This is a genomic window from Flexithrix dorotheae DSM 6795, from assembly GCF_000379765.1.
GTDB classification, from domain to species: Bacteria; Bacteroidota; Bacteroidia; order Cytophagales; family Flammeovirgaceae; genus Flexithrix; species Flexithrix dorotheae.
The window spans coordinates 1-26,328 of sequence record NZ_KB903472.1 but is presented as its reverse complement, the minus strand read 5'-3'; the positions used below and the strand labels follow the sequence as shown (position 1 = coordinate 26,328).

Sequence of the window (26,328 nt, the reverse complement as noted above, 5' to 3'; positions counted from 1 at the left end):
TTTCTTTGGGCTAATTCTACAGATACGGTTTTACTATATGCAGTTAAAGCCGCTTTGCTTGCACTGTAAATTGCGGTTCCTGCGCTAAAAGTAAACGCACTAACGGAGGTGTTGTGTATGATAGCGGCACCGTCTTTCAAAATCGGAATGAACTTTTCGGTAGTAAAAACAGCTCCTTTAAAATTAGTGCTAACTATTTCTTCAAAAGCGGCTTCTGTGATCTGACCAATTGGCTCTTGCAATGCAACACCGGCATTTACAAATAGTACATCCACATTGCCAAATTTAGATTTAACTTGTTTTACAAGGTGGTCTATGTCTTCCAAGTTTGAAGTATCAGAACGTATGCCTATGGTTTCATTCCCTAATTCTTGCACGGCAGCATCCATCGTTTGTTGATTGCGACCTGTTATGACAACCTTTGCCCCTTGTGCAACAAATTCTTTGGCTGTTGCAAAACCAATACCTGCACTACCGCCAGTAACGACAGCGACTTTGTCTTTTAATTTATCCATTTTTGTATTTTTTATATTCCTAATTGGAATGTTTGTTCCGTAAAGATATAAATTCCGGAACGAACATTCCAAATAAATTATGTAATTATCTTAGTATCGTTCGAACGACAAAAAAACACAACTGCTAATAATAAAAAATCAAATTCAGGTGGGTTCTGGGGATCCCACTGAATTTTTCTTGTATTGAGCAAACCTAATGGGGATTCGATTCGGAAAACCCCTTTTTAAATTGTATTCATGCCTTCAACAGCCTTATTGTGATTTCCAATTTGTCATAATATCAGCTATTTCTTTCCCAACTTCTTTTTTTAATCGGACGGTTAATTCCGTATCAGAAAGTTTTTCGTTTTTGGTTAGATCTGTGTTAACTAAAAATTCACGAAGTTTTATTAAAATATCATTTTTGCAGGAATCAATTATCTGCTTTGCATTACTATAAAGTTGCATTTGATACCATTCATAATTTTGAGGTGTCATTTTTTGAACATATTTTTCTTCAAAGTCCAAAAGTGTTTTGTAAGTAGCCATTCTATCTCCAGATTGTAAAACAAATTCTGGATAGGTATCCATTATGTCAAAAGAAGAATTTGATTTTTCTTTGATAAATGAATACATGCTCATTGTAGCAAATAATTCTTGCAACCACTTTCTTTGAGGTTGAGTACCTTCTTTAAAATGATAAAGATGTGCCAATTCGTGAATTGCTAATATCTCTCGATAAAAAAGGTCCAAATCAATATTTTCCCCGTAAACAGGTTTTAATAGACTCCAATATTCTGTAGGTAATTGAGTAATCATTTTTTCCGCTTCTTGCGATACCACTGACTTATTTAAACCTAGTATTACATTTCCTCTTCCGGCTTGTGGTAAGCCAGGGGGAGGAAAGTATGAGTGCTCCCTCCACTTACTATTTTCAATAAATAGAACAGCAAAGTCTAAATCGGTTTCAAAAATTTTATCGAAATACAATTTTGCATCATTTAAATTTTTTAGTGTTTTTCTTATATTATTCAAAGAATCACTGGAAACTAATGTCGAAAAAGAGTAATCCGTTTTTACCTCAATTAGTCCACCATGAATCGAGGTATCAATCCAAGGCTCTTGAGCTTGTAATATTGGAGTTAAACCCAATATTAAAATCACGGTCAGATAAGTCAAAATTGATTTTTTCATAGGCCTTTTATAATTCTTATAAAACGATCTAAGCTAAAAAGGGTGCCCATCTTGTCAGAGGAGGGTATTATTTTTCAGCAAATGATGAAGTGAACCTAAAGGTAGAAAAATTGGGTAAAAAACAAAATAATACCATGATGTATTCCTCTATACCATATAACATTTTGAAAAAGTCAACTACAAAAAGGCCTAAAGCCTATCGAATTTTGGAATGCTTTGAAAAATGGCAAAGAATTATTGATTAACCTCACCAAACCGGATTATTGCAAATAATAAAAATTAACTCAAAAAAATCACTCCCACCTAAAAAGCGTTCCAACAAACAAGTAAAAAACTGAAATTACACCAGGCCTATTCAGAACCTAATCCCTATTAGGTTTCTTCAACACCAGGAAAAATTCAGTGGGATTCCCCACACACCTGAACTTGATCCCTTATTAGCGTGTCGTTATTTTTTCATTCTCAATTTGTGAGGACTAGTCTTTGGTATCCTTTCAATTATTTCTCTTGCCTCTAAATCCAATTTTACAGATACAATATACCACAGCACTTTACCATCAAAAGTTTCACTCAATTTCTCAACTGCTAAATCGGATAATTTATCATATGTTATCTCTTCATATTCTTCGACTGTTTTTAGTATAAATTCTTTGATAATATCATATCTTCTTTTAAGTATATTAACCCCCTTCTTTCCTTTCGGGTGCATAGTCAAAATTCGTTCTTCACTCATAGTATTTTTTTTAAAAGTGTATATTCTGAATAATAGTCCAAGCAAACCAAGAAATCACAAATGTTTGATAGTTAAAATATTAGATGGAGAATGAAAATTAAGATTTCCAACAATTTGGTTGACCCTTTTTGATAGGTCTTATAAAAGTTATTCTTGGAACTTCTTTAAGTTTGGTTCCAAATTCTTTTTTACCCTCTGGGGAATTACTTGCAGGAAATCCAATGATAAATCCCATCGTCTTCCAATTCATTTTTTTAATATTGGTTTTCAATGACTGATTCTGAATATTTTTTAAAGAGCTTGGGTAAAAAGAGAAATACCATCCAATAAATCGCATTCCATCCAAACAATATTAGAGTCCGGAAAATTATTATTAAAATTTTCTTTTTAATTGTGGTTGTTTTTATGCACTCTAATGCCATCATATGAGGCACTGTGATTTTAAATTTCAGTTTAGTCATTAGGCAATCCTTAGGATTGCTTACTAAATTAATTTTAACCTGCAAGTCAATCATACGGATTGACGAGCTATCCACGAAGCTATGATTCTTTACTCCCCAGCTATGATTTCATAAAGCATGTTGAAACACACTTAAAGGTAACAAAATTAAGCAAAAACTAAAATAATGTTATGTCTCCACTAAACCATATAACAATATAAAAAAGTCAATTACTAAAAGTGCTGGAATGATTTGAAAAGTGGTAAAGAATTGCAAATCGATCCCGCCAAACCTGGCTTTTGAAAACAATAGAAATTAACTACATAAAATGCCACTCTAAACAAAATCACCTCAATCAGAAAACCACTCCTACAAGCAAGAAAATAATTGAAATTACACAGGGCTTTTTCCGAATCCAAGCCCCAATAGGTTTCCACCTGATGAAGTAGCCTTTTAATTTTGACATGAAGGGATTTATTTAGTGAACAAAAAGAAAGATGCAAAAGATTCGTAATTCCGCAGAGATGTTCCCCGTCATAGAACCCTTGCAGTCCAGTGGACTTACCCAGAAGGAGTATGGTAAAAACCAAAATATTCCGGTTCATGTATTGGCTTACTGGTCGGTACGCTATCGCAAATTGAAATCTCCTGATGCAGATCAGTCCAAGTTTATTCCTGCACTTGTTCTTCCCAATATATATTATCTTTGTATTCTACCAAAAACATCTTATGCAAAAAAAAATTGAAATAATATCAAATGTTTATGGACAAAAATGGAAGATAATAATAAAACTAATTGATCAGGTGTGCCAATTCAGTAGAATGTATTGGAAATCATTGCTACATCAGAACTTACCAGTCATCGTAAAATACCCTGAAATGGTAGCTAAAATAGCTCCCCATTTCGAAGGAAACGACATCCCAGATTATAGTAACAATCTTTGGTTTTTGTAAGACCTGATACTCAATAGCACAATTACACAAAATGCAAATCTTATATCACCCTCCTCAAAACTTATTGTCTGATTACATTCAACATATCGTTTATGTAAATGGTACCATTGATATGCCCCACATAAACGAACTACCCGAAGGAGGTGTAAACTTAGTAATTGAATTAAATGAACATACAACAAATTATGTTTATTCAGAAGGTATTAAAAAGCAACCCAATAAAATAAAAAAAGCTTGGATAACAGGCTTTCAGAAACAATCTTTAATCTACAAGAACAACCAAAACTCCAGAATAATTAGTGTAAGGTTTAAACCCGGTGGTTTCTTTATGCTAACCAAAACCCCAATAAATGTCATTCCATTTGCAGGGATAGAGGCAATTGAAATATTAGGTGATAGTTTTAAAGCATGTTACCAAGAAGTACTCAATAGCAAGAGTATTGTTGATTCATTTAAGGCAATAGAAGGATACTTTCTTAAAAAAAGTTTCGAATTTTCGATTGAACAGAAAGTTATTGAGTTTGCCAGTTTAAACGCACATCAACCTTTAGATTGGGTTGTTGAAAAAACAGGATACTCTCAAAAACACTTTATACACCTTCATAAAAAACTCACAGGATTTACCCCAAAATACTTTCAGCGTGTTAAAAGATTACAAAACGTAATTAAAGTATTGCAGCATCATACAGGACGAATAGATTGGTTCGCATTACTCAATCGCTACGGGTATTTTGACCAAGCTCATCTCAGCAAAGATTTTAAAGCCATTACGGGATTAACACCTACCGAGTATTTGATTGCAATGAAGGCAAATAATTATAATAAGGAAATTTCGGATATGGTTTTCAACCCACCTTTCCAGGAGATTAGGAAGTAATTTTTTTACAATGAAGACCAAATAGAGCAGAATAGCTTTGTTCTAGGAATTCAGTAATTACACCATGGATACTAAAACGTATATCGCATTTATCAGAAATGTAATGCAGGGTCGTCAAGGTCTAACTAAAGAAAATCTTAAGGATAGTTTTGTTAAAAATGGGGCCTTAAATGTTTTTACACATTTTACCACAGGTAATGTGTCGTTTCAATTTAGAGAAAACGAACTTCCATACTTAAAACAACACGTTGAAAAGGAATTATTTTTAATTCTAGGTAGAGAAACTCCTATTTTCATTCGATCGTTGAACGAATTGCAGGCATTGAATTTATTAGAAGCTTTTCAAGGAAAAAACACCTCCGACATTCACGAGCGTTGCATTACTTTTCTCGACAAAACCCCGATTTTTGAACTGCCGAAACAATCCAAAAGACAGGATCTAGAGGTTTTCAAAATAGTAGCCAAAAATGTATTTAGTATAACAAGATTGATAAACAAACGTGCAGGAAGTCCCAATAAACTTTTAGAAAAACTTACTGGTCAAAGCGCATCTACAAGAAATATTAATACGGTATTAAGAGTAATTGAAAAAATAAAATAACCAGGATTTTGCTATAATTATTACAGACTACTCTAAGCTTTATTGGTAATTTTTTTACAATGAAACCTCTCTCGGGAACAATAAGTTTGCTTAATAATTAAAAAAACAAACAATGAAGTCATTTAAAATTGAAGTACCACAGGAAATATTGGACGACCTAAAAACCAGATTACAAAATACCCGATGGGCTGATGCAGGTGATGATACCGGTTGGAATCTAGGTACAGACTCTAGTTACCTCAAAGCATTTACAAACCACTGGTTAAACCATTATAATTGGAGAAAAGAAGAAGGCAAACTAAACCAGTTCCCTCATTATAAAACAATGGTAGATGAAACAACCCTACATTTTCTTCACGTAAAGGGAAACGGAGCAGTTAACGAACCGCTTCTGTTGATTCACGGCTGGCCTGATAGTTTTACCAGATTTTTAAAAGTCATACCTAAACTTAATACTCCAGACGAAAATGGTTTTGCTTTTGACCTTATTATTCCTTCTATCCCCGGATTTGGTTTTTCTGAACAAAAACCGATGAATAGTGACCAGACTGCCATTCTTTTTAACAAGTTGATGACTGAAAAATTAGGCTATCAGCAATACTTTGCTGCAGGTGGGGATATGGGCTCTACCATTAGCAAATCACTAGCCATTCAGTTTCCTGAAAATATTTCGGCAATCCACCTTACCGATGTAGGATATCCTAATGGTAGTGAAAATTGGGCTGAGATGTCGCAACCTGAACAAGAATTTGGGCAATACATTCAGCAATGGTTTTTTAAAGAAGGCGCTTTCAATATGTTGCAATCTACCAAGCCTCAAACATTAGGATTTGCTTTAAATGATTCACCCGTAGGCTTAGCTTCCTGGATTATTGAGAAGTTTCACGGCTGGTCCGGTTACCCAGAAAATCTTGATTCCTATTACAGTAAAGATGAATTGATTACCAACATAATGGTGTATTGGGTTACCCAAACTATAAATTCTTCCATTCACATCTATGCTGAACAAGCCAAAGCAACGTGGCAAGGTGGTCTGAAATCTGACCAAAAAGTTGAAGTTCCTACAGGGGTGTCTCTCTTTGCTGGTGAAGCACCTTTCCCCAAAGAATGGGTAGACAGAAAAGTAACTGCCAAAAGTTTTAATGTCCTGGATAGCGGAAGTCATTTTGCAGCTATGAGTTCTCCCGAATTGTTCAGTAAAGAGCTATTTGATTTTTTCAGAAAGGTTTGATCTAATACTGATTTCTCAGAATTGAACTACTGTTCTCAACAGAAGCTCAGTTTTATAAATTAATTTAATGGTAGTAGAGATATATAAAACAAACGTAACTAAAGAAGAAACAGCGAAAAAAATTCTAATTGATTTTAGAAAACAATTCCCTGATTATAATGTGAATTTTGATTTGGAAGATTGTGATAAAATCTTGAGAATTGAATCAGCAAATGCAATTAATCAAAAACTCTATTTTTTTAAAATGGAATATGAATGACGAAAAACAAAATATAAAAACTGCTTACAATATGTGGGCAGCACAATATGACTCCAATATAAATAAAACAAGAGACTTGGAGTCTGTTTCTCTTCGCGAAACACTTCAAAATTTAGATTTTAATAACTGTTTAGAGGTTGGTTGTGGAACAGGTAAGAATACGGTTTGGCTTATATCTAAGACCGATAAAATTGTAGCTGTAGACTTTTCAGAAAAAATGTTGTCTGTTGCAAAAGACAAAATACAATCTGAAAAAGTGACTTTTATTCAAGCCGACATTACCAAAGAGTGGAGTTTTGTTAATAACGGAAAGTTCGACCTGACTATATTTAGTCTAATTCTGGAACACGTTGAAGACTTGGAGCAAATATTTGAGAAACTCAATCAAGTAGTTGCTGAAATGGGATATGTTTATATAGGTGAATTACATCCTTTCAAACAATACAACGGAAGTAAAGCAAAATTCGAAACGGATGAAGGTTTTCAAACCGTCACTTGCTTTACACACCATATTTCTGATTACACCAGAAGTGCAAGTAAATATGATTTTAATATTCTAAAAATAGAAGAGTATTTTGAGGATGGAAATAGAAGTAACATTCCTAGAATTTTAACCTTGCTACTTCAAAAAAAGAGCATATAAAACAAAGAAAAAAATGAAACCTTTAATTATATTACTTCTTACATCAGTTATCTCGCTTTTGGTTTTAAGACTGATCAATGATACAATAAAATTTTGAAAAGTGGCAAGAATAGGAATGTCAGCAATGCTCTTATTTACGGCAATGGGTCATTTTATGTTTCCTCAAGGTATGGCATTGATGATACCTAAAGTAATCCCTTAACAGATTCTCTTTATCTTCGGGTGTATTTCTCATCAATAAAAATTAACAAATAATGTTGAAGATTACCTTACTTCTTTTTGTGTTTGCGCCCTTATATTTATCAGGTCAAAATTTTCAAAAACATTTTGATAGTTTACAAATAACAGGTAGTACCGCAGTGTTTGATTATAATAGCAAAAAGTGGTATTACTCAGATGGAAAAGATGCCAATATTGAAACCCTTCCGGCATCGACTTTCAAAATACCCAATTCACTAATTGCTCTAGAGTATAACGCGGTACAGGATGAAAATGAAGTTTTCAAATGGGATGGTAAACCAAAATCCCATTTTGGAAATGTAATTGATGTTTGGAACAAGGATACAGACCTAAAAACCGCATATAAAAACTCCACAGTGTGGGTTTATGAAGAAGTAGCCAATAGAGTTGGAAGGGATAAATACATCACCATCCTGGACAAATGCAACTATGGCAATGGTATACTCACGGAAAAAGGAACTGACTTCTGGAATTATGGAGACTTTGCAATCTCTCCGAGTAACCAAATAGAATTCCTTATCAAGCTGTATGAGAACAACCTCCCATTTTCGGACACTATTATTAACAAGGTAAAAGAAATAATGATTTCAGAAGTTACGGAGAGTAAAATCCTACGTGGTAAAACGGGATGGACTCGACACGCAGGCAAGGATATAGGCTGGTGGGTGGGTTATCTGGAATCTGACAGCAATGTTTACTTCTTCGCTACCAGGCTAACAAAGAGTATTGAAGACAAGAACCCTCATTTTTTAAGTGCTCGTAAAAATATTACCAACAATATACTATCCCAAATAATCAATAATCAATGAAAGCAAATCATTTATTTCAACTAACACTATTGTTATGTACCCACGCCATCAACAGCATTATTGTGATTTAAAATTCTACGGATAAAGGGGTTTGATATTTTGGATCTTGGTTTGCACAATATTTTCTAGGGTATGTTTGAGCCATTCGTAGGGGGTTGATGGCTATTTCGGAGGGTCCAGTTCTTCCTTACTTTTGATACTGCCGAATAACTTGCAAAGGCTGATGCTATTAGATAATTTTATAGAACTTTGAAAAATCCAGTTTAAGGGTAAAATTAATAGGTGGGTATTAGCTTTTTCATAATGTTATATGGTTTGTGATGCCAATTCCTCATTTCGGGGTGTTTATTGGATAATAATGATTGTAGAAAATTATAATGAAAAGTTTACAATTCACCTACCACAAATGTATGGCCGGTTGTCCATCTGTATCTTGATGAAAATCATGGAGATGGGAGCCTGAAGAAATTTAGAGCACCCAATTCAGGCTTAAACTTTTGGTTATTATTTCTTTTTACAGGTATAAGAAGCTATTAGGCCAATTTCCATTTCCTTATTTAAAATTTCAAAATTTGTCTTTTTCAACATAGATTCGATTATCCAGTCATAGGTTGAAAATTCTTCCTTAAAGTGAAGTTCGGCATCTTCTTTTAGAAAATTACCTCCAAGCTTGGTTTGTTTTCTGATAAATTTAGCAATGTTATTCAAGGGTTCATTATCCTGAATAACCACATCTTTTATATAAAGCTTCCCTCCAGGTTTAAGAAAATTACTGATATTCTTAAGAGCAATCTTTTTCCAGAAATCAGGAAGATGGTGAAAGGAAAAAGTTGAGGTTACAAAATCCACAGAATTTGTTTGCTTTGTGAAATTTAAAAAGCCAGAATGTACAAATTCAATATTGGTGAGAGATTCCTTTTGCGCTTTTCGTTGGGAATATTCAAGCATTTCCAAGGAGATATCAACAGCGTACACTTTTTTACATATTTTAGCTGCCTCAATCGCAAAAACACCTGTTCCTGAACCAAAATCTACTAAGATATCATTATCTGAAATATTTAGGTTATTAATTAAATCCAGGCATTCCCGATAAAGGTCTCGGAACTGTGAGTGTGTTTTTTCATAAACTTCTACTTCTTCTTTTTGAGAATAATCTTTCCCTATTTGTTTAAATTCATTGTATTGCCAGTTCATTTGATAATTATTATTCACAATAATTAGTATTCTTTCTTAAAACCTAGAGATTAAATCTAAATAAAAAATTGGATTTAATTGTAGAAAGATCCTGAATATTCCTGTAAGCCGATATGCGAAAATAACAACAAAGGCTATCCTCTTTCAGGCTGGATGCTCCATTGGTTACAAACCTAGTTTTATTTCCGTAAGAATTTTCGATTTTAATGGCTTCGTAAGATAAGAGAGAACCAATTCGTTCTCTTTTGCTTTCGTTTCGTCCCTCAGATCAATGGAAGAGGTGAGGATGTGAATATTTAATCGGTATTGATTTTTGTCCTCCGTAATTGTTTCCAGAAATTGCCAACCATTCATCACTGGCATATTCAGGTCTAAAAATATCAGGTAGAATTTCTGGGGGTTCTGCCGGATATATTCTACACCCTTCAAGCCATTTTCCAGAATAACCACCGGATGGTGGGGGAATTCGGTTTTAACTACCTTTTTATTAATGAAATTGATAACTGGGTCGTCATCAATCAATAAGATCTCTTCTATCTTCATCTTTTATCAAATTAGTTTTATCTGTTATTTGCCGGATTACTTCATCTAACTCATTGGCTGATTCTGTGATCAGTTGCATAATTTCGTCTTTGGATTTGCCACCCCCACCAAGGTTATTAGCAAGGAATATCAGGCTCATGATTCTGGAAAGAGGTGCGCGGATCACGTGGGATTGCAACCATCCAATCTCCCGAAGGATTTTGTTCTGTTCTTTGATACGTTCCAGTTGCTGGCGAGAAGTAGTAACATCAAGGGCAGAGCCCACTGTACGAAGAGGTTCTCCTTTTTCATCCCTGAGTATTTGACATCGGTCAATAAAATAAGCGATCGATCCATCAGATAAGAGGAGCCTGTACTCTGCTTCCCAGGAATTCGTTTGTTTATCCTGATGGGCCTTATTTAATGAGTTCCACACTTCGTCCCTATCCTCTGGGTGAATTTTTAAAAACAGAGAATTGTCAATAGAAAAATCTTCTCCGGTGCCATAAGTAAAACCATGCCCATATCCCTTTCCCCTTATCATCTTTTGTTTTTGATGATCGATTTCCCAAATAATTTCGTTACTGGCCAGCATGGCAAGTTAAATCTTTCATTACTTATGGATAATTGTTCTTCATGCTCCTTTCTTTCCGTAATATCCTGTAATGCACCTTCAATCCTAACTGGGTTGCCCTGATCATCGGTTACCAGTCTGATTTCCTGATGTAACCATTTCATTTTACCGGTGCCCGTAATAATTCGGTGTTCGTAACTTTTAACTTTTCCAGGTTCCAGCCGTTTTATAGGGTTAATTTCTATTAGATAGCGGTCATCGGGATGGAATGTTTTTGCTATATTTTCCATAGTCGGGGTAAATTCCCGGGGTGAATATTCGTAAATTTTATAGGTTTCGTCACTCCAATATGACGCCTCGGAATCAACTTCCCTGACCCAATATCCCAATTTGGCAATTTTTTGTGCCGTGACGAGCCTGTCGTATGCCATCCGAAATTCCTGTTCGGCTAATTTTTGCTCTGTAATATCTTTGGCAACAGCCACAAATATTTTTGATTCCGGAACGATAGTGCCAGTCCAAATTAACCACCGGATATGCCCACTTCGGGTTAGAAATCTTGCTTCAAAGGATCGGGGAGACACACCTTTAATGGAAGCTTGTTTAATGGAAGCTTGTAATCTTTCCATCGCTTCTTTCTGATCATCTTTATGGATTAATTGGAAAATTGGGGTGGTAACTATTTCGTTTTCGCCATATCCCAGCAGATTAACAAAGGCTTTGTTAAACTTCTTGATAAAGCCATCAAACCCCACAATACAATGTGGATCCGGGGAGATGTTAAAAAAACTCCTGTATTCAACTTCTGTGATTTTCTGTTTTATGACAGCCCCCAACTGCTGGCTGACTTCGGTGAGCAGACTAACTACCTCTGAATTTTTGTGTCTAATGTATTGAGAAAAACAGGTAATACAGCCCAGGAATTCGTTATTGTATTTTAAAGGTAATCCAATACCTGTATGGAGCCCAGCTTCTCTGGCAGCTTCCGGACGACAAAAGCGTTCATTACTGGATAAATCCTTCATTACAACAGTTTTATCATCCTTCCAAACCAGGCCAGGTAGACCATCGCCCATTACCAAGGAGTTCACATCTTTAGAGGTTTGGCAAAAACTACTTAGGCTCCCTTCTCTGCATACAATTGAAAATAAATCCAACCTTGTTTCATCATTTGAAACCAACCAAATTTCGCTTACTGCAATTTCAGGGAGATTTAACAGTATATTCAAAGCTTCATCCAAACAGGATAAAAGTGTACCTGGTTGTCCTACGGCCTGGGTTAAAGAAACCCTTAATTCATCCACCTTTTGTTTTTTCACTTCTGAGGTGACTTCATGTGTGTTGGTAACTATTCCTTCGATGAAGGGTGTTTTAAGGTGATTCGAAGATTCTGTTTTGAGCCATCGCCAATTTCCATTACCATCTAGAAAGCGATAAGGTTCACTGGAAATGTATTCTGATTTCAAAAGTTCATCCAATTGCTGTTTCAATCGAGGTGCATCCTCATTATAAACAAAATCAAAAGCATTCTTTCCCAAAAACTCATCAGGCGAGACTCCCAACACTGTTTTGGAAGCTGGAGCGATAAATTTATAGTTCCCTTTATCATCGATGATCGCTAACAAGTCTTTACTGTTTTGAATCAATGCCTTAAATCTGGCTTCATTAAAGGAAAGTTCCTGGTAAGCCTCCTGCTCTTTGATGACATAACCAAGATTGGATGTCAAAGAATATAATAGTTGAAATTCATCTTCCGTAAACTTCCGTTCCCGATGACAATCGTCAAAACCGATAAATCCGGCAAAGTCATCTTTAATCCAGATAGGTAGTACCAAAATAGACCAGATTTCCTGGTGTTTTAATATTTCCCTGGTAGATGAGGGAGGAAGTTCGTTTACAATGGCTTCAAAAGGTTGTCGATTTTTGAGTGGTTCCATGAATAATGGAAACTGGGAAAAGGGAATGTCCTGGAGTTCTTGATTATCAATTTGGGGATAGATATGGTTACGAGACCATTCTATCTTTTGAGAGGTTGTTTGTTGTCGTAGGTTGTTTTGAAAAAAATAAATACGGTCTACATTTATGGTATCACCGATAATTTTAAAGCATTCATGGAGTGATTGGGACCAATTGCTTGTTTTAAGAAGCATTTGGCTTATGACACCAATTGCCTTCAGGTATTCTTTTTGGGCCTCAATTTTTTGTTCCCTTTTATAGCGATTAGTTAGATCGATTGCAGTTACGATTTCGGCTTTTTTACCATGGTAATATATCAGATTGCTTTTGATCTGAACATACATAATGCTTCCATCCCGTTTCTTTTGTCTATATAAACTTTCCTTGTAAACTTCTTTGCGTGTGAGAGCTTTCTTCACTGCTTTTTCAAGTTTGGGTATATCTTCCTTTGGCCGGATGTCTTTAATTGTCATATTAAGGAACTCCTCCTCGCTATAGCCATATTGCAGAATTGCCTCTTTATTGACCGCCAGGAACCGGAAGGTTTCCAGGTCAAATATCCACATGGGAAATGGTGTGAGGTCAAAAATTGTTTGTTCTTGATGGTAATGATCAGAATCGGTGTCTAGAATATTCGAATACAAGCGGTTATAACATCTTTCCAAATACTTTCTACCTAATTTAAAAAAATTCTCAGTACATGACAAAAAAATGAAGGAAAGCCATCCTTACCTTATTTTTAAGTTGAGACACATTAGAATAGAAGCAGTATAAAATTAAATGTTTTACAAAAAGTATGAAGGAAAAAAACTCGAATACAATTGGCCAGAGCCTCGGTCATCGAACTCAGGAAAATTCTTGCCCCAGTAAAATTAGAAAACCTTTCCATAATTATTGAAAAATGTGAGGCAGTGAAATAGGAATATTTATGTGTTTTTAGGTAAAAAATATAAAACCCCTGTATATACAATCGACCGCACCAAGGACATATTTGAAAAGCTGATTTAGGGAAATAGTTTTGAATAAAAAACTAAAAATGAGTGTAGAAGAGAAAATGTTTGGTCTGGTGGATACTATTCATCTAATAAACGATTCGAATTCAATGTTCCAAAAATAGCTGCTCACCATACAATCTGTCTGTGTCGAATACGGCAATTTATGGGGTGATATACGACAATCTGTTGATGAGCATAGCGTGCACGTACAGGTTGCTTGATTATAGCAAGTAGCAAATGAATATTGTGTTTTTAACAGGGTCAATCATTATCAAAGTAGCCATTACGGTGTACTTTGCCACAGTTGCAAAAGCTGGAAGCAAAATTATCTATTTTGGAAATGGGAGAGACTTTTTAATTGGACCTGAAACCGAAAAATGGGATGCGGTTTTATTGGCAAAGCATCAATCCGTAAAGAAGTTTATGGAATTTGCCCAAAATGAAGATTATTTAAAGAATGCAGGTCATCGAACGGCTGCAATTGAAGAGAGGATGTAAACCGACATCTGTCTGAGATAAAAAAAGATTAAATTAATTATTGACTTAGACAAAAAATTCCATGACACTAGAAGAATTAGGCGCCTTACAAGCCAATGACTAATGCAAAATAGTCTTACACAAAAGTATAAAGTCCGAAAAAACTAGCAAGAATGGGTTAAGTGCACCGTGCCATTAACCATTCCAAAAATATTTGTTAAAAAAAAGCTAAATCGTTTCTTTGTATTTGAAAACCGAAAACATTTTAATTGGCTTCTGACAAAGAAAATATAGTTATCATAATTCAACCTCTCGAATGTTTGGGCAATGGCGACTACCTGCCCATTTTTGGTAAAGCAATTACTTCTGACCTCCTTACCGAACTTTCGCAGTTTAAGCAGTTTCTAATCAAGGATAGTCAAATATTTTCCACATCTATTGATCTTCAAAAGATAGGTGATTATTTGGTGCAGGGTTCTTTAACTCAATTAGGAGAAGAAATTAATCTGAATGTTCATCTGACCAGACTTGCGGACGGTGCGATTATTTGGTCGTATAGGAATACCGATAACATTACCTCCATCCAACAGGTGCAGCAGGAGCTGCTGGGCAATCTGGTGGCCTCTCTTCAGCAACAGCTTGATTTAGATTTACTTGCTCGTTTTAAGAAAAGAAAAGTGATCGATTTTAAGGCATATGAGTATTGGCTTTATGGCATGGAGGAACTCCGAAAAGGTACTATCACCTCCGATAATGAAGCCAGGACCTATTTTGCTAAGGCACTGGAAATTGATCCTCATTATGGACTGGCCTATTCGGGTATGTCATTATCCTTTTTCAATGAATGGAGCTGCCAAATTTGGGACAGGTGGGAGTTAAGCCAAAAGGGAGCCAAAGAATGGGCTGTGAAAGCCCTGGAGGTAGATGCTGAAAACTATATGGCGAATATGATTTTAGGTAAAGTTTTACTTTTTGAGCATTCATTTTATGAAAGTGAAACTTATCTGAGAAAAGCTTTAAAGTTAAACTCGAGCGACCCTTTTAATCTGATTCAAATAGCCGGAGCCTTCATTTACCTCCAATATCTGGAAGAAGCGGAAACCCTGTATAAAAAATCACTGATTTTAAACCCTGATCGGGAAGAAAAATATCATCCAACTGGAGCTTTTATATATTTCGAGAAAAAGGATTTTAAAAAGAGTATCAAGACAGGAGAACGATTTCTCAAGGAAGGTTGGGTAGATTTTCCAGTAATTTTAGCTGCTTCTTATTATTTCCTGGGGGATTTAGAGCAATCAAAATGGTATTGGCAGCAATACCTAAATAATTTTTCCTCCCGAATCAGCAGGGATAATGAAAACTTGGAAAATGAAGCTTTACAATGGATGATCGAGTTGAACCCCTTCCGTTATACATCGGTATTCCAGCCTTTTTGGGATTATTTGATGGAGGAAAAGAATTTAAATGCTCCCAACACCCAGGAAAATGAAATTTCCAATGCTAATTTTTTTAAACAGGAGGAACATATCTGGAAAGTGCGATATTTAGGGAAAGATGCCCATTTGCCCCAAAACAAAGGTATGGCAGACATCGTCCAATTAATGCAATATGCCGGAGAAGAAATAAAGGCAGAAGAACTCTTAGGTGGTAAAATAAGGCAGACTTCCATGGAGCTCATAGATAAAGAAGCTTTGCTCAGTGTTAAAAAAAGATTAGAGGAAATTGAAGCGGCATTGATAGATGCGATTGATCAGGAAACAGATCAGACGGAAGCGTTAAAAGAAGAGTATGATCAGCTATCAAGGTATATCAGTTCTTCAATTGATAAAAAAGGAAGGATCAGGATCAAGGGGTCCACAACAGACAAAGCCCGATCGGCTGTTACTCAAAGAATTAAAAGTGCACTCAAGAAAATAGAAAGTGTTCACCCCGAACTATATAGACATTTATCCTCCTCCATCAAAACTGGGAATTTCTGTAGTTATAAGCCAGAAAAAAAGATTAATTGGGATTTTTAATCATCTTACATTGTAAGATTCAATCTTACGCATAGCAGGGTAAAAAACTCTGAAATATGCAAACACTTGTAGAATTATTATTCGATCCCCTGATCGTTCTCTTTTACATGTACCTGGGGTTATGGATTTGGGAGACTATTGCTCCAGCTAAACCTCTCCCCAAAATGAAGTATTGGAAGCTAAGAGGAATTATTTTTTTCTTTGTCAACTTTACCCTTGCAAGCATTTTACCTCTATTGGTAGATCATCATCTGGCGAAGTATCAGGTAGTCAATTTATCGGGTATACACCCAATAACCGGAGCCTTCCTTGGAGTAACTATTTATCAAGGCATTCTCTATTTTTGGCACAGGGCCATTCACAAATTTGATCCCTTGTGGAGGTTTTTTCATCAGATGCATCACAGTCCTGAACGACTTGATATCCCCAGTGCATTTTATACTGGCCCATGGGATACTATTATGTTTACTCTGATTGGTAGTGTAAGCTTTGTTCTGTTGCTTGGACTTTTTGCCAAAGCCACTACCATTGGGCTTTTATTCCTTACTTTTTTGAGCCTCTTCCAACACTCAAACATCAAAACCCCTGTTTGGCTTGGTTATCTTATTCAGAGACCGGAATCACACAGCCTGCACCATGGAAGGGGGCAGCATCGGTACAATTATTCAGATTTTCCTATTTATGACATCCTCTTCGGGACATTCAAAAACCCTAAAAATCATGTAAGGGAAACCGGATTTTACGATGGGGCTTCCACAAGGGTGCTGGACATGTTGGTGATGAAAGATGTATCCAAACCCAAAAACAAATAACTATATGATAAAACTTAAATTATTGATATTGATAATTATGATCTCAACTCTTTATGTTCAGGAAAAGCATTCTCTGAAAGTAACAGGAGGAAACTTTGTAACTGTTGATGGAGTGCAATTTCATTACAGGAAAGGCGGGCGAGGCCCTTACTTATTATTACTGCATGGATTTACCTTGTCAAGCGACCAATGGACTGAATATTTTGATAAATTTGCTGAGCAATACACAGTCATAGCACTTGACTTTCCGGGTCATGGTAAGTCAGAAAGAACCGGTAAGGAATTTAACTTTGACCACTGGACACAATTGACGATAAAGGCGCTGGAAAAGCTCCAAATTAAACAGGTAAAGGCTATTGGTCATAGCTATGGAGCCATTACCCTTATGTCAATCGCCAGACAGCAGCCCGACCTTATAAAAGCCATGGTACTGATCAGTGGTGCACACCGTCTTGATTCTACCATGCAAGCCATTCTTTTAGAGGATTCATTTGAAAAAGCTGATGTAGATTTACAGAATTTTTACCGCAAAATACATCGTGATAACATGGAGCAAATACAGGGTATTTTTTCAGATATTCGGAAATTTGCAGAAAACAGCTCACCTTTGATAAGGGAGCAACTTGGCGAAATTGATTTGCCCATACTCTTGATCTTTGGAGATAGAGACTCGTTTTATTCCATGGAAACTATCGCAGAAATGTATAACGCACTTCCCAATGCTCAGCTGTGGGTAATTCCTGAACAAGGGCATGCTCCGGTATGGCAGTTTATGGGAGCAGATGAATTGACTCATCAGGTATTTTCAAAAAAGGTAAGGCAATTCTTAAAACACTCAAATCATGTCAAAATCAAATAAGCCGCTCGTTTTAGCATTTGTAGCTGCCACCAATGAACAAAATTGGGCAAAGGTAAACACACTGCTGCATGAAAATGTAATCAGGCATTCGAGTACCTTCGGAATGCAGACGGTGACTAATAGCCAGCAACTGATCGATTTTCATAAGGAAGAAGTGACGGCTTTTCCCGATTTAAAGGAAACCGTAATTTTTATGGTGGAAGAGGGGGAGCTGGTGGCTGCCCGTATCCATTTCCGTGGAACCCAGCTGGGAAAACTGGGCAAATATCCTCCCTCCGGAAAGGTTTTGGATGCGTATTTCCAGTGTTTCTTCAAAGTCAGGAATGAAAAAATTACTGAAATATGGGCGGAGTACGATCAGCTGAACGGATTAATTCAACTGGGTCATTTTAAACCACTTCATCACAAAGACTAAAAGAAATAACAACAATGCAGGATTATATAGACTTCGCAAAGAAGCATGGTGTAGTGCTTCAGGGTACAGGGCATTGTCAGTTTTGTGGAGCGGCCACAAAAAGAGGTGTTCACGAATGTGTGGAAATTTTTAATTTGGGATTTCACCATATTGATTATTCCCGGATGGAAAATCATCTCTACCGCTTCTTAGCGGTAGATGCCCATACCCTGCAGCACCCTGAGCTACATGGAAGGTGGAACAACCATTTTCACCTGACCAGGCTACATCTTGTATTACATCATCAGGTGAAATGGAAATATGAGTTGTCGCCAAAATTGAGTGATCACCTCAATAAATACAAGATCCAAAATAAGCATGAAGTGTTTAATCCGCCAGGGGTTTTAAGCCGAGGAGCAATAACTACCACTGATATTTTAGACCGAAGTACCGATGAAAATTCATGTAAGGAGATGATCAAAGCATGGGCTAAAGAAGTCTATCATGCCTGGTGTGAGTATCATGCTGTGGTGGCATTTATTGGCAAAAACTTTTGGGCCAAATACTTGAAGCAATATGAATGAAAAAGTGGGAATGATTTTTTTAACTTTTCTCAATTAAAATTTAATGAAAACTCAAATCTATATATCTATTATTTTTCTGATGCTTTTGTTTTCTTGCCAGGAAGAGCTGGATATGGAACCGGATGAAAATATACCGAGGGAAACCCCTGATAACAGAATTTACAAACTACCTATTGTGGTCCATGTGCTTCATCATGGTGAACCAGTAGGGGAGGGGCCCAATTTGTCGGATGAGCGGATCTTACGTCAAATTGAAACCCTGAATGAGGACTTTAGAAAAAAACCGGACACAAGAGGATACAATGACCATTCAGATGGTGCTGATACCATGATTGAATTTGTCTTGGCTGATAAGACTCCGAATGGTTCTAAAACTAATGGAATTAACCGTTTAGACATTTCAAGAATGGAGGAGCCCTCATTTGGATATTCTCCGAAACGCTTTGCTGAGTATGACTATTGGCCGTCTAACCAATACATTAACGTTTGGACTATACCACTGGACGATTCAATGATGTGTATTGCGTTAGGAGAAGCCACCGGACCAAAAACTGACTTACCAGGAACAGAACACCTGAGTTTGCCAGCTCCTGGTGAACCGGAGGGGATTTTGATCAACTGGAATCATTTTGGAGAATCTGAGATCAACTGTCACGCCAGATTTGGACGAACCCTTACCCACGAAATGGGGCACTATCTGGGACTTTTACATCCTTGGGGAGCTAAAAATTGCGATTTAAATGATTACTGTGAAGATACCCCTGCGGTGGATTATTTTGTTTTTGGTAAACATCCACAGGCAGGCTGCAATGGAGAAGCAGTCATGATCCAAAATTATATGAATTATACGCACGATGAGGTAATGAATATTTTCACCAACGATCAAGCTTATCGAATGCGGTATGTGCTTGAAAATCATCTGGGTAGAAGGGCATTATGGGAAAAGAAATGATTAATAAAGAGTGGAAATGAAAACTTCTGCCAAACAGCATTATGAACACCACCTGGCAAAATACTACACCTGGTCTCTAGGGGATTTAAAGCAGAAACAGGATTTCCTCCGGAAATTAATCGAATTGCAAGATCTTGCTCCAAAAAGGTCGAGAGTTTGTATAGACCTGGGAGCCGGAAGTGGTTTACACACGATTCCATTAGCACAGGCTGGATTTGCTGTAAAGGCCATTGATTTTAGTAGAAAATTGTTGACGGAATTATCTGAAAAATCAGGTAACATGGATATTGAGTGTATTGAAGCTGATATACGGAATATTCATCACCTGGTTCCCGAATTGGATCCGGAATTGGTCGTTTGTGCCGGAGATACCCTTACACACCTAGGAAGTGTTGAGGAGGTAAAAAAACTCCTCACAAATTGTTGTAATCTTTTAGAAAGGGGTGGAAAGATGCTCCTTTCATTTCGGGATTATACCAAGGAACCAAAAGGGACAAATAGAGTTATTCCTGTGCGATGTGATGATACAAGAATCCATAATTGTCTGTTAGAGTTTGGCTCAAACAAAGTGCTAGTATCTGATCTGTTTCATGAAAATACTGACCATGGTTGGGTACAAAAAGTAAATACCTATGAGAAAATCCGGCTTAATCCTGAAAATGTAGTTACAACCCTTGAAAAAGCAAGCATGGGAGTTGTCTTCCATCAAAAGATTCAGGGGATGGATTATTTGATTGGTGAGAAATAAAAAAAATGGATTGATTAAAAACGAAACCTTCTCTATCTTCGAGAATTTTTCATAAATAGCAATTTTTCTTTACAGAAAAAGCAAATTACTTTTTGTACATAATGGAGAAATCTTGGACGAAGAAAAAATCACAATTTACATTTTAAAATCGCCTTTGTTTTTTGTTGCAATCCTTAATGGAATAAAAATCATATCACATTTTTTAAAAAATTACAAACAAAGAAAAATAAATACCTGTAGGAATTCTCTTAAATAAGCCTTGTCCGATATTGATTTTAATAAAGCATTTTGCCATAATATTAAAGTAAAAGGAGTTTAAGCCAGGATGCTGTAAAACACTAAATATTAACCTTCAGGTAAGATAAAAGAATGAAATTAGAAGTATTATATTAAATAAAAATGAAAAATAAGAAGCCTTGCAGGGATGCAGGGCTTTTTATATAGGAGTTGTTTTTGCATTTCCTTTGTGATTGTATAATCTTTTTGTTTGAGTTGAATGATGAGTTTTGACTGGGCGTCCCCGTAAGATCAGCTACATTATGAAGCATAATAGCATTGGTGATAAGTGTCGTGTATTTGATTCTTTTTTCCTGCTCTACAGGATCACCAGTTAAAATAGTTTCTCGTCCATAAGTAATAAACCTATCACAAAAATTACTAGTGCAGTCAATGCCTTCAAAAAACTTAATTGTAAATCGTAAAATCATTATTAAAATAATCTAATTCCTTGAACTTGTGCTAATTCATTTATCTGGTCTAAAACTGTAAGACTATATTGGCACTAGTCGGGTATTTGTTGGATTAATTCCAACCTTTTTACAATTGACCCTTTTTCAAGAATTGTTCCTGGTGACAAAACAGCATTTGCACCTATTCTAGAATTATCACCTATTAATCCTCCAAACTTTTCAATGCCTGTATCAATTACTTTATTTTTATATTTTACTCGAATTCTTTTATCCTTTTTTTCATTATAATGGTTTGCAGCAATAGAGCCAGCCTCGAAATTAACGTTTTGTCCGATTATGCTATTCCCGATATAATTTAAATGTGCTATCGCTGTTTTAGCACAAATAATGCTGCTTTTTATTTCAGAACTTGGACCTATTTTTACTGATTTGCCCAAAATTACTCCTTCTCTAAAATACGCATTTGCCCCGATAAAACAGTTTCCCATTGCTATAAATGGTCTTTTAAATGTAACTCCGTTTTCTACAACTATGGATTTGTGAATTGCTATTCCATCTGTAATTTTATACTCCGTTCCGAGTCTAGGAAGTATTTGTTCTATGATTTTGTTTAGTTTACTTGTTAATTCCCAAGGTGTCAGATTTTGCTCAATAATCAGGAGCTCTGGAAGAGCTGAAATGAAATCCTCAATGTATATATTATTCTCCATTTGAAACTATATTTTAACGAATGAAAACTTTAATTTTGATTAATGCTAATCACCATCCATGTATTTAGATGCGAAAAGTGGTATACTTTTAAACTAATAAATATACAAACTATCAACAAGCCATACTTAATGGGAATTTTACATTCTAGCAGATTAAAAGAAAAAGAGTTTTTTTCTTAAGACACCTGTAAATCAAAATCTTTCTCTGTTAAACGAATTTTACTTTTTGATAAAGCACCAGAGGCTTTTTAATATGGATAGCACGATCCGGTTTAATAAAGGTTGGAATTAAATCTTCTAATTTAAATTTAAACAAGCGGTTAGAAACCCCATATTCTACTTAACATAAATGAATTTATCATCACAATTGTATTATTGAAATAATTATAATTTTTATTAAAATAACACAATTATTTCTTATTTAAGCTTTGCATTTAATTTGAGTGTTTTTGTGTTTAAAAAAGTAGCATAATATCAAAATCTAATTTTGATTCTTTGATGAGATTATTTTTTTGGAACTAAAGAATTTGACTAAAAATCCTTTTTAAAAATAATTCTTAATTTGCTAATTTTTACTAATGCTGAAATAAGTACAATACTAAGGCTTTTAAAAGTAGTTTCAGGGTTATTTTTAGTACAATGGTTTTATTAGTACATTTTTTATTAAATAAACCTAATGCCATTTGTTGTATAGTAGACAGATATGTGATGAACGGAATTACATAACACTTTAAAGTTTATTTGGGAAAGGCAAAAATTGTATGGTAAGCTACAATTTAAACATAAACATTTGTACTGCTAATAAATTATAGGTAACTTCCAAAATTGTATATAGCTAGCAATTTGTTATGCTAATTAAAGATTTTTATAACTAACAAAGAGATTTAGTTGAAAAGTGTAATTTTATTGAAGGGTGCTTTTTTATTTTCTTATTTAGAAGACATTAGACTTGATTTTATTGAGTTTAATTTAATACAAATTAAATCGGCTTCACTAGCCATTGAACAGTCTGAACACATTTATATAGCAACTTTTGTTGCACTTATCCCAGTCGTTGTAGCATTTTCATTTATTGTATTTGTCTTATACCGCCAAAAGCGAGAGATTTATTTTAGAGAAGTCCAGTTACAATTAAAATTGGAAAAGTCTCATCTTGAGATGAAAGCGCTTCGATCTCAAATTAATCCACATTTCATTTTTAACTGTCTCAATTCTATTCAACATTTTATTCATAAGAATGAATCAAATTTAGCTGAAAACTATTTAGTCAAATTTTCTAGGTTAATCAGACTAGTCTTAGAGAACTCGACTTATTCAATGGTGCCTATGGCTGAAGATTTAAGGGCTCTAGAATTATATATTCAAATGGAGCAGTTAAGGTTAAATAATTCTTTCAGTTACGAGCTTAGTACTCAGAATATAAATGTAGATGATTTTCATATTCCCCCATTATTAATTCAACCATTTGTTGAAAATTCTATTTGGCATGGATTGTCTAATGTAAAGAATGGATTTATAGCTATTTCATTTTCTGCACATAATGATATACTAACTTGTTCCATAGAAGATAATGGTAAGAAAAAGACACAGAATAAGAAGTTTATTGATAATTTTAAAACTAAATCTATGGGTTTAGATTTAATAAAACAAAGGCTCAATTTACTTCAAAGAACTCACAACAGCACATATACATTTCAAATGCATGATATATTTGATGATCAAAACAAGCCCAAAGGCAAAAGAATAGATTTAACAATACCATATGAATAGAAATACATTATGAAGGCAATAATATTAGAAGATGAAAAGCATCAACAAGAGTTATTACAAGATATGCTTTATCAGCATTTTAAACATATTGAATACGTAGGTAATGCAGGAGACATCGATAGTGGGATTACATTAATAAATAGAACAAAACCTGATTTAGTTTTTTTAGATGTTATTCTTGGTGAAAATACTTGTTTTGAATTATTAGACCGACTTAAAAAAAGAGATTTTGATATCATCTTTACTACTTCATTTGAAAAGTATGCAGTAAAAGCTTTCAGATTAGCAGCGATTGACTATTTGTTGAAGCCAATTGATATAGAAGAATTAAAGACTGCAATATTGAAGCTAAATAAAAAAGCAGGCTTTGACGATATTGGTTTTTTAATGAAAAATATGCAAAGTCTTAATGAAAATCTTGATTCAGCTAGAATAGCGTTACCTACTCAAATGGGGTTTGTCATTGTATTGATTAATGAAATTATTAGGTGTGAGTCTGACAATAATTATACTACCTTTTTCCTAAAAAATGGCAGAAAAATTTTAGTGTCAAAAACATTGAAAGCTTGTGAAAATATATTAAAGGATTTTTCATTTTTGAGAGTACATAACACTTCATTAATTAATCTAAACTATGTAAAAGAATATTTGAAGGAAGATGGTGGAACGGTTATAATGGAAGGTGGGTTTAAAGTAAATATTTCCAGAAGAAGAAAAGACGAGTTTTTGAGGCTTTTTAGTAATATTAAGTTGTAACCAAATTCCAATACAGAACAACCATAATCTAATTGCTATGTGCCAAATACAAATACAGGGTAGTATTAATAGTTTTAAGAACCTAGGTTAGCATAAAGCTATTAGGTTTTATGGCAAAGTTTGTAATTAGTACTTTTATTGAAAAAGGAGATATTGAGATAAAATTGAATGATAAAGTGATACCATTGGATAATGGAAAAATTGAAGAAAAAATTGAGGACAATCAATACTATGTTTTTTCATGGCTAGTGAAAGGAGAGGTTGGAAGTTCTTTTAGAATTAGTATTTCATCTCCTCGCTATGCTGAATTTCAATTACATAAAATCATAGGGAAATCTGGAGAAGATGTTAACAGTTTTCAGTTTAATACTTAATTAGAAAATAAATTTTTGATAACTATAAATAATAAAAGAATGTCAAATTCACCTTTTAAAATTACGTTAAGTGAAGCGACTAAGTTCGTTCAAGATTATGTTGATGAGTTTATTAAAATTGGCGGGCCGTCAATAGTACCTAATATAATTGGAGGTACGATTAAAAAAGATTTACTAATTAAGCAACGTGATATTGCTAGAGAAAAGATAAAAATTTTAAATGAATCTGGGCCTTATGAAGGACTAGTCGCTTGGTTCTGTTGGGAACTAGCATCAAATATTCGGGATACTATGTTTTTCTTATCTTTTGAGGTATCTGATTGGATAATTCTCGGTTCTGAAGAGCTACAACGACCAGATTTTAAATTATTATCAAGACCATTTGATATTTATAGATATAATTCTGATCTTGATAAAGATATTGAAAAGCTTTTAGTAGAACATGGTCCAGAAAGGATGCAAGAAGCTTTTCCTGACCTAATTGAAAGAGGAGATAGCAATACTGAGGTGGGAAAAGTTTTAAAACTAAGACTTGACTTTCATAATAGTGGACCAAAAGAACCTAGTGGGGAAAAATATAATGATACCCCTTTTGGGGTGTTTGAAAATGAGAAATATAATGATGTTGACGACTTTCTTGAACAACCTAATTTAGAGTATATAAGATATTATTTCGGATATGATAAAACCAAGGATCAAAACAAAATTCGTGTAATATTAGTAGGAGTAGATGCAAATAAAAAAAATATGGTGCCTCGAAATGATACTGAAGCTAAAAGCACAGGTCCTTATATTTTACAAAAATCTTGGCCTCCAGGTGAGGATTAAAAAATGAAATATACATTTGCAGTTATTTCTACTTTTTCAATTCTTTTACCTATAATCCTTAACTTATGGGTATTTAAAAAAGCCAGTATTAATATACGGCTTTTTTTATTTTTCTTAGTATTCGGTTTTTTTACTGATGCTTTAGGATGGTATCAATATGAATATCAAAATGAATCAAATATACTCAATCTTGTAAGTCAATTTTTATATCAAGCATATCCACTTTTTGAAGTATTATTTTTTTTTGTTTTTTTATGGAGTCTTTCAATTAAAAGGAGATTGAAAAAAACTTTACTATTTTTTGCTATAAGCATTTTACCATGTTGGCTGGTTTATAATTACCTCATCTCTTTAATTCTTCCTTCGTTGGATAAACCGGATTAAACAGTGCCAGTAAAAACGGAGTGAACCGTGCCAGTAATTTCGGTTCAAACTGTGCCATTTTCGGATTAAGTTGTGCCATCGGTTTCGGATTAAACTGTGCCACTTTAAAAGATCAGGTATAATGTGTTATATCGCTGAAAAAAAAGACAGTGATATGGCAAATAAACTTGATCCTATGGATTTAAAACAAATTATTACGCTACATTTAGATGGGTTGAGTAACCGTAAAATCGGAAAAACCCTGGGTATCAGCCGCA

At 34.8% G+C, this 26,328-nt stretch carries 28 protein-coding genes; 20 read left to right on the top strand and 8 right to left on the bottom strand.

The annotated features are described in order from the left end of the window. From A3EM_RS0130090 to A3EM_RS0130075, 3 genes are all read right to left on the bottom strand, one after another. A partial coding sequence (locus tag A3EM_RS0130090) for an SDR family NAD(P)-dependent oxidoreductase (RefSeq protein ID WP_020531971.1) occupies window positions 1-515 on the bottom strand: 515 nt, incomplete at its 3' end. A gap of 252 nt (window positions 516-767) precedes the next feature. Further along, window positions 768-1,688 (bottom strand): hypothetical protein, encoded by a 921-nt coding sequence (locus A3EM_RS0130085; protein ID WP_020531970.1) that lies wholly within the window; start codon window positions 1,686-1,688, stop codon window positions 768-770. 448 nt (window positions 1,689-2,136) lie between these two features. Beyond that, a complete protein-coding gene (locus A3EM_RS0130075) occupies window positions 2,137-2,421 on the bottom strand; it encodes a DUF6958 family protein (RefSeq protein WP_020531968.1) in 285 nt (94 codons plus the stop codon). Between the two features lie 937 nt (window positions 2,422-3,358). On the opposite strand from A3EM_RS0130075, the gene tnpA reads away from it, so the two are divergent. The 7 genes from tnpA to A3EM_RS0130030 all read left to right on the top strand — a co-directional run bounded on the left by tnpA (window position 3,359) and on the right by A3EM_RS0130030 (window position 8,475). Beyond that, window positions 3,359-3,607, top strand: a complete 249-nt coding sequence (tnpA, locus tag A3EM_RS47790) for an IS66 family insertion sequence element accessory protein TnpA (protein WP_157638173.1) — start codon at window positions 3,359-3,361, stop codon at window positions 3,605-3,607. 239 nt (window positions 3,608-3,846) lie between these two features. After that, window positions 3,847-4,692, top strand: a complete 846-nt coding sequence (locus tag A3EM_RS0130055; RefSeq protein ID WP_020531964.1) for a helix-turn-helix domain-containing protein — start codon at window positions 3,847-3,849, stop codon at window positions 4,690-4,692. 64 nt (window positions 4,693-4,756) lie between these two features. Further along, window positions 4,757-5,293 carry a DUF1697 domain-containing protein gene (locus A3EM_RS0130050; RefSeq protein ID WP_020531963.1) on the top strand — a complete coding sequence of 179 codons (537 nt, stop codon included), beginning with the start codon at window positions 4,757-4,759 and terminating at the stop codon, window positions 5,291-5,293. A 112-nt stretch (window positions 5,294-5,405) separates the two neighbouring features. Then, a complete protein-coding gene (locus A3EM_RS0130045; protein ID WP_020531962.1) occupies window positions 5,406-6,524 on the top strand; it encodes an epoxide hydrolase family protein in 1,119 nt (372 codons plus the stop codon). Between the two features lie 67 nt (window positions 6,525-6,591). Next, the gene (locus A3EM_RS48090) at window positions 6,592-6,783 is read left to right on the top strand and encodes a hypothetical protein (RefSeq protein ID WP_020531961.1); all 192 of its coding nucleotides are present in this window, start codon (window positions 6,592-6,594) and stop codon (window positions 6,781-6,783) included. Further along, window positions 6,776-7,426, top strand: a complete 651-nt coding sequence (locus tag A3EM_RS0130035; protein WP_020531960.1) for a class I SAM-dependent methyltransferase — start codon at window positions 6,776-6,778, stop codon at window positions 7,424-7,426. Before A3EM_RS48090 ends, A3EM_RS0130035 begins: the two co-directional genes overlap by 8 nt. A gap of 254 nt (window positions 7,427-7,680) precedes the next feature. After that, the gene (locus A3EM_RS0130030) at window positions 7,681-8,475 is read left to right on the top strand and encodes a penicillin-binding transpeptidase domain-containing protein (RefSeq protein ID WP_020531959.1); all 795 of its coding nucleotides are present in this window, start codon (window positions 7,681-7,683) and stop codon (window positions 8,473-8,475) included. Between the two features lie 504 nt (window positions 8,476-8,979). On the opposite strand, the gene A3EM_RS0130020 is transcribed toward A3EM_RS0130030, so the two are convergent. From A3EM_RS0130020 to A3EM_RS0130005, 4 genes are all read right to left on the bottom strand, one after another. Further along, window positions 8,980-9,687, bottom strand: a complete 708-nt coding sequence (locus A3EM_RS0130020) for a class I SAM-dependent methyltransferase (RefSeq protein WP_020531957.1) — start codon at window positions 9,685-9,687, stop codon at window positions 8,980-8,982. A gap of 147 nt (window positions 9,688-9,834) precedes the next feature. Continuing rightward, window positions 9,835-10,212 (bottom strand): response regulator, encoded by a 378-nt coding sequence (locus tag A3EM_RS0130015; protein ID WP_020531956.1) that lies wholly within the window; start codon window positions 10,210-10,212, stop codon window positions 9,835-9,837. After that, a complete protein-coding gene (locus tag A3EM_RS0130010) occupies window positions 10,184-10,735 on the bottom strand; it encodes a PAS domain-containing protein (RefSeq protein ID WP_157638172.1) in 552 nt (183 codons plus the stop codon). The genes A3EM_RS0130015 and A3EM_RS0130010 overlap by 29 nt, the downstream gene beginning before the upstream one ends. Beyond that, window positions 10,732-13,365, bottom strand: coding sequence for a PAS domain S-box protein (locus A3EM_RS0130005; RefSeq protein ID WP_211212028.1), 2,634 nt, complete (start codon window positions 13,363-13,365; stop codon window positions 10,732-10,734). The genes A3EM_RS0130010 and A3EM_RS0130005 overlap by 4 nt, the downstream gene beginning before the upstream one ends. Window positions 13,366-13,953: 588 nt before the next feature. Between A3EM_RS0130005 and A3EM_RS44040 the strand changes: the two genes are divergently transcribed. From A3EM_RS44040 to A3EM_RS0129960, 8 genes are all read left to right on the top strand, one after another. Then, a complete protein-coding gene (locus tag A3EM_RS44040) occupies window positions 13,954-14,214 on the top strand; it encodes a hypothetical protein (RefSeq protein ID WP_020531952.1) in 261 nt (86 codons plus the stop codon). 248 nt (window positions 14,215-14,462) lie between these two features. Then, the gene (locus A3EM_RS0129990) at window positions 14,463-16,211 is read left to right on the top strand and encodes a tetratricopeptide repeat protein (RefSeq protein ID WP_020531951.1); all 1,749 of its coding nucleotides are present in this window, start codon (window positions 14,463-14,465) and stop codon (window positions 16,209-16,211) included. Between the two features lie 56 nt (window positions 16,212-16,267). Further along, the gene (locus A3EM_RS0129985; RefSeq protein WP_026210668.1) at window positions 16,268-17,023 is read left to right on the top strand and encodes a sterol desaturase family protein; all 756 of its coding nucleotides are present in this window, start codon (window positions 16,268-16,270) and stop codon (window positions 17,021-17,023) included. Between the two features lie 4 nt (window positions 17,024-17,027). Continuing rightward, window positions 17,028-17,882: an alpha/beta fold hydrolase gene (locus A3EM_RS0129980; RefSeq protein WP_157638170.1), complete on the top strand. Its 855-nt coding sequence runs from the start codon at window positions 17,028-17,030 to the stop codon at window positions 17,880-17,882. Further along, window positions 17,866-18,297, top strand: coding sequence for an ester cyclase (locus A3EM_RS0129975; RefSeq protein ID WP_020531948.1), 432 nt, complete (start codon window positions 17,866-17,868; stop codon window positions 18,295-18,297). Before A3EM_RS0129980 ends, A3EM_RS0129975 begins: the two co-directional genes overlap by 17 nt. A 14-nt stretch (window positions 18,298-18,311) precedes the next feature. Further along, the gene (locus tag A3EM_RS0129970; protein ID WP_020531947.1) at window positions 18,312-18,860 is read left to right on the top strand and encodes a DUF5946 family protein; all 549 of its coding nucleotides are present in this window, start codon (window positions 18,312-18,314) and stop codon (window positions 18,858-18,860) included. Between the two features lie 43 nt (window positions 18,861-18,903). Next, window positions 18,904-19,812, top strand: a complete 909-nt coding sequence (locus tag A3EM_RS0129965) for a M43 family zinc metalloprotease (RefSeq protein ID WP_020531946.1) — start codon at window positions 18,904-18,906, stop codon at window positions 19,810-19,812. A gap of 16 nt (window positions 19,813-19,828) precedes the next feature. Beyond that, complete coding sequence (locus A3EM_RS0129960; protein ID WP_020531945.1) at window positions 19,829-20,560, top strand: class I SAM-dependent methyltransferase; 732 nt, start codon at window positions 19,829-19,831, stop codon at window positions 20,558-20,560. Between the two features lie 781 nt (window positions 20,561-21,341). On the opposite strand, the gene A3EM_RS0129950 is transcribed toward A3EM_RS0129960, so the two are convergent. After that, window positions 21,342-21,959 (bottom strand): DapH/DapD/GlmU-related protein, encoded by a 618-nt coding sequence (locus A3EM_RS0129950; RefSeq protein WP_020531944.1) that lies wholly within the window; start codon window positions 21,957-21,959, stop codon window positions 21,342-21,344. 888 nt (window positions 21,960-22,847) lie between these two features. On the opposite strand from A3EM_RS0129950, the gene A3EM_RS0129945 reads away from it, so the two are divergent. From A3EM_RS0129945 to A3EM_RS0129925, 5 genes are all read left to right on the top strand, one after another. Continuing rightward, entirely contained in the window at window positions 22,848-23,729 is an 882-nt protein-coding gene (locus A3EM_RS0129945) for a sensor histidine kinase (protein ID WP_020531943.1), read from the top strand. Window positions 23,730-23,738: 9 nt separating this feature from the next. Further along, complete coding sequence (locus A3EM_RS0129940; RefSeq protein WP_020531942.1) at window positions 23,739-24,485, top strand: LytR/AlgR family response regulator transcription factor; 747 nt, start codon at window positions 23,739-23,741, stop codon at window positions 24,483-24,485. 110 nt (window positions 24,486-24,595) lie between these two features. Continuing rightward, window positions 24,596-24,859: a hypothetical protein gene (locus tag A3EM_RS0129935; protein ID WP_020531941.1), complete on the top strand. Its 264-nt coding sequence runs from the start codon at window positions 24,596-24,598 to the stop codon at window positions 24,857-24,859. Between the two features lie 39 nt (window positions 24,860-24,898). Continuing rightward, window positions 24,899-25,687, top strand: a complete 789-nt coding sequence (locus A3EM_RS0129930) for a hypothetical protein (RefSeq protein WP_020531940.1) — start codon at window positions 24,899-24,901, stop codon at window positions 25,685-25,687. A 3-nt stretch (window positions 25,688-25,690) separates the two neighbouring features. Next, the gene (locus A3EM_RS0129925; protein WP_020531939.1) at window positions 25,691-26,071 is read left to right on the top strand and encodes a hypothetical protein; all 381 of its coding nucleotides are present in this window, start codon (window positions 25,691-25,693) and stop codon (window positions 26,069-26,071) included. Window positions 26,072-26,328: the final 257 nt, after the last annotated feature.

Excerpts from the sequence above, each read along its gene's own strand:
- A3EM_RS0130085 (WP_020531970.1), bottom strand. The coding sequence starts at position 1,688 with ATGAAAAAATCAATTTTGACTTATCTGACCGTGATTTTAATATTGGGT.
- A3EM_RS0130075 (WP_020531968.1), bottom strand. The coding sequence starts at position 2,421 with ATGAGTGAAGAACGAATTTTGACTATGCACCCGAAAGGAAAGAAGGGG.
- tnpA (WP_157638173.1), top strand. The coding sequence starts at position 3,359 with ATGCAAAAGATTCGTAATTCCGCAGAGATGTTCCCCGTCATAGAACCC.
- A3EM_RS0130055 (WP_020531964.1), top strand. The coding sequence starts at position 3,847 with ATGCAAATCTTATATCACCCTCCTCAAAACTTATTGTCTGATTACATT.
- A3EM_RS0130050 (WP_020531963.1), top strand. The coding sequence starts at position 4,757 with ATGGATACTAAAACGTATATCGCATTTATCAGAAATGTAATGCAGGGT.
- A3EM_RS0130045 (WP_020531962.1), top strand. The coding sequence starts at position 5,406 with ATGAAGTCATTTAAAATTGAAGTACCACAGGAAATATTGGACGACCTA.
- A3EM_RS48090 (WP_020531961.1), top strand. The coding sequence starts at position 6,592 with ATGGTAGTAGAGATATATAAAACAAACGTAACTAAAGAAGAAACAGCG.
- A3EM_RS0130035 (WP_020531960.1), top strand. The coding sequence starts at position 6,776 with ATGAATGACGAAAAACAAAATATAAAAACTGCTTACAATATGTGGGCA.
- A3EM_RS0130030 (WP_020531959.1), top strand. The coding sequence starts at position 7,681 with ATGTTGAAGATTACCTTACTTCTTTTTGTGTTTGCGCCCTTATATTTA.
- A3EM_RS0130015 (WP_020531956.1), bottom strand. The coding sequence starts at position 10,212 with ATGAAGATAGAAGAGATCTTATTGATTGATGACGACCCAGTTATCAAT.
- A3EM_RS0130010 (WP_157638172.1), bottom strand. The coding sequence starts at position 10,735 with ATGATAAGGGGAAAGGGATATGGGCATGGTTTTACTTATGGCACCGGA.
- A3EM_RS44040 (WP_020531952.1), top strand. The coding sequence starts at position 13,954 with ATGAATATTGTGTTTTTAACAGGGTCAATCATTATCAAAGTAGCCATT.
- A3EM_RS0129985 (WP_026210668.1), top strand. The coding sequence starts at position 16,268 with ATGCAAACACTTGTAGAATTATTATTCGATCCCCTGATCGTTCTCTTT.
- A3EM_RS0129980 (WP_157638170.1), top strand. The coding sequence starts at position 17,028 with ATGATAAAACTTAAATTATTGATATTGATAATTATGATCTCAACTCTT.
- A3EM_RS0129975 (WP_020531948.1), top strand. The coding sequence starts at position 17,866 with ATGTCAAAATCAAATAAGCCGCTCGTTTTAGCATTTGTAGCTGCCACC.
- A3EM_RS0129970 (WP_020531947.1), top strand. The coding sequence starts at position 18,312 with ATGCAGGATTATATAGACTTCGCAAAGAAGCATGGTGTAGTGCTTCAG.
- A3EM_RS0129965 (WP_020531946.1), top strand. The coding sequence starts at position 18,904 with ATGAAAACTCAAATCTATATATCTATTATTTTTCTGATGCTTTTGTTT.
- A3EM_RS0129960 (WP_020531945.1), top strand. The coding sequence starts at position 19,829 with ATGAAAACTTCTGCCAAACAGCATTATGAACACCACCTGGCAAAATAC.
- A3EM_RS0129950 (WP_020531944.1), bottom strand. The coding sequence starts at position 21,959 with ATGGAGAATAATATATACATTGAGGATTTCATTTCAGCTCTTCCAGAG.
- A3EM_RS0129940 (WP_020531942.1), top strand. The coding sequence starts at position 23,739 with ATGAAGGCAATAATATTAGAAGATGAAAAGCATCAACAAGAGTTATTA.
- A3EM_RS0129935 (WP_020531941.1), top strand. The coding sequence starts at position 24,596 with ATGGCAAAGTTTGTAATTAGTACTTTTATTGAAAAAGGAGATATTGAG.
- A3EM_RS0129930 (WP_020531940.1), top strand. The coding sequence starts at position 24,899 with ATGTCAAATTCACCTTTTAAAATTACGTTAAGTGAAGCGACTAAGTTC.
- A3EM_RS0129925 (WP_020531939.1), top strand. The coding sequence starts at position 25,691 with ATGAAATATACATTTGCAGTTATTTCTACTTTTTCAATTCTTTTACCT.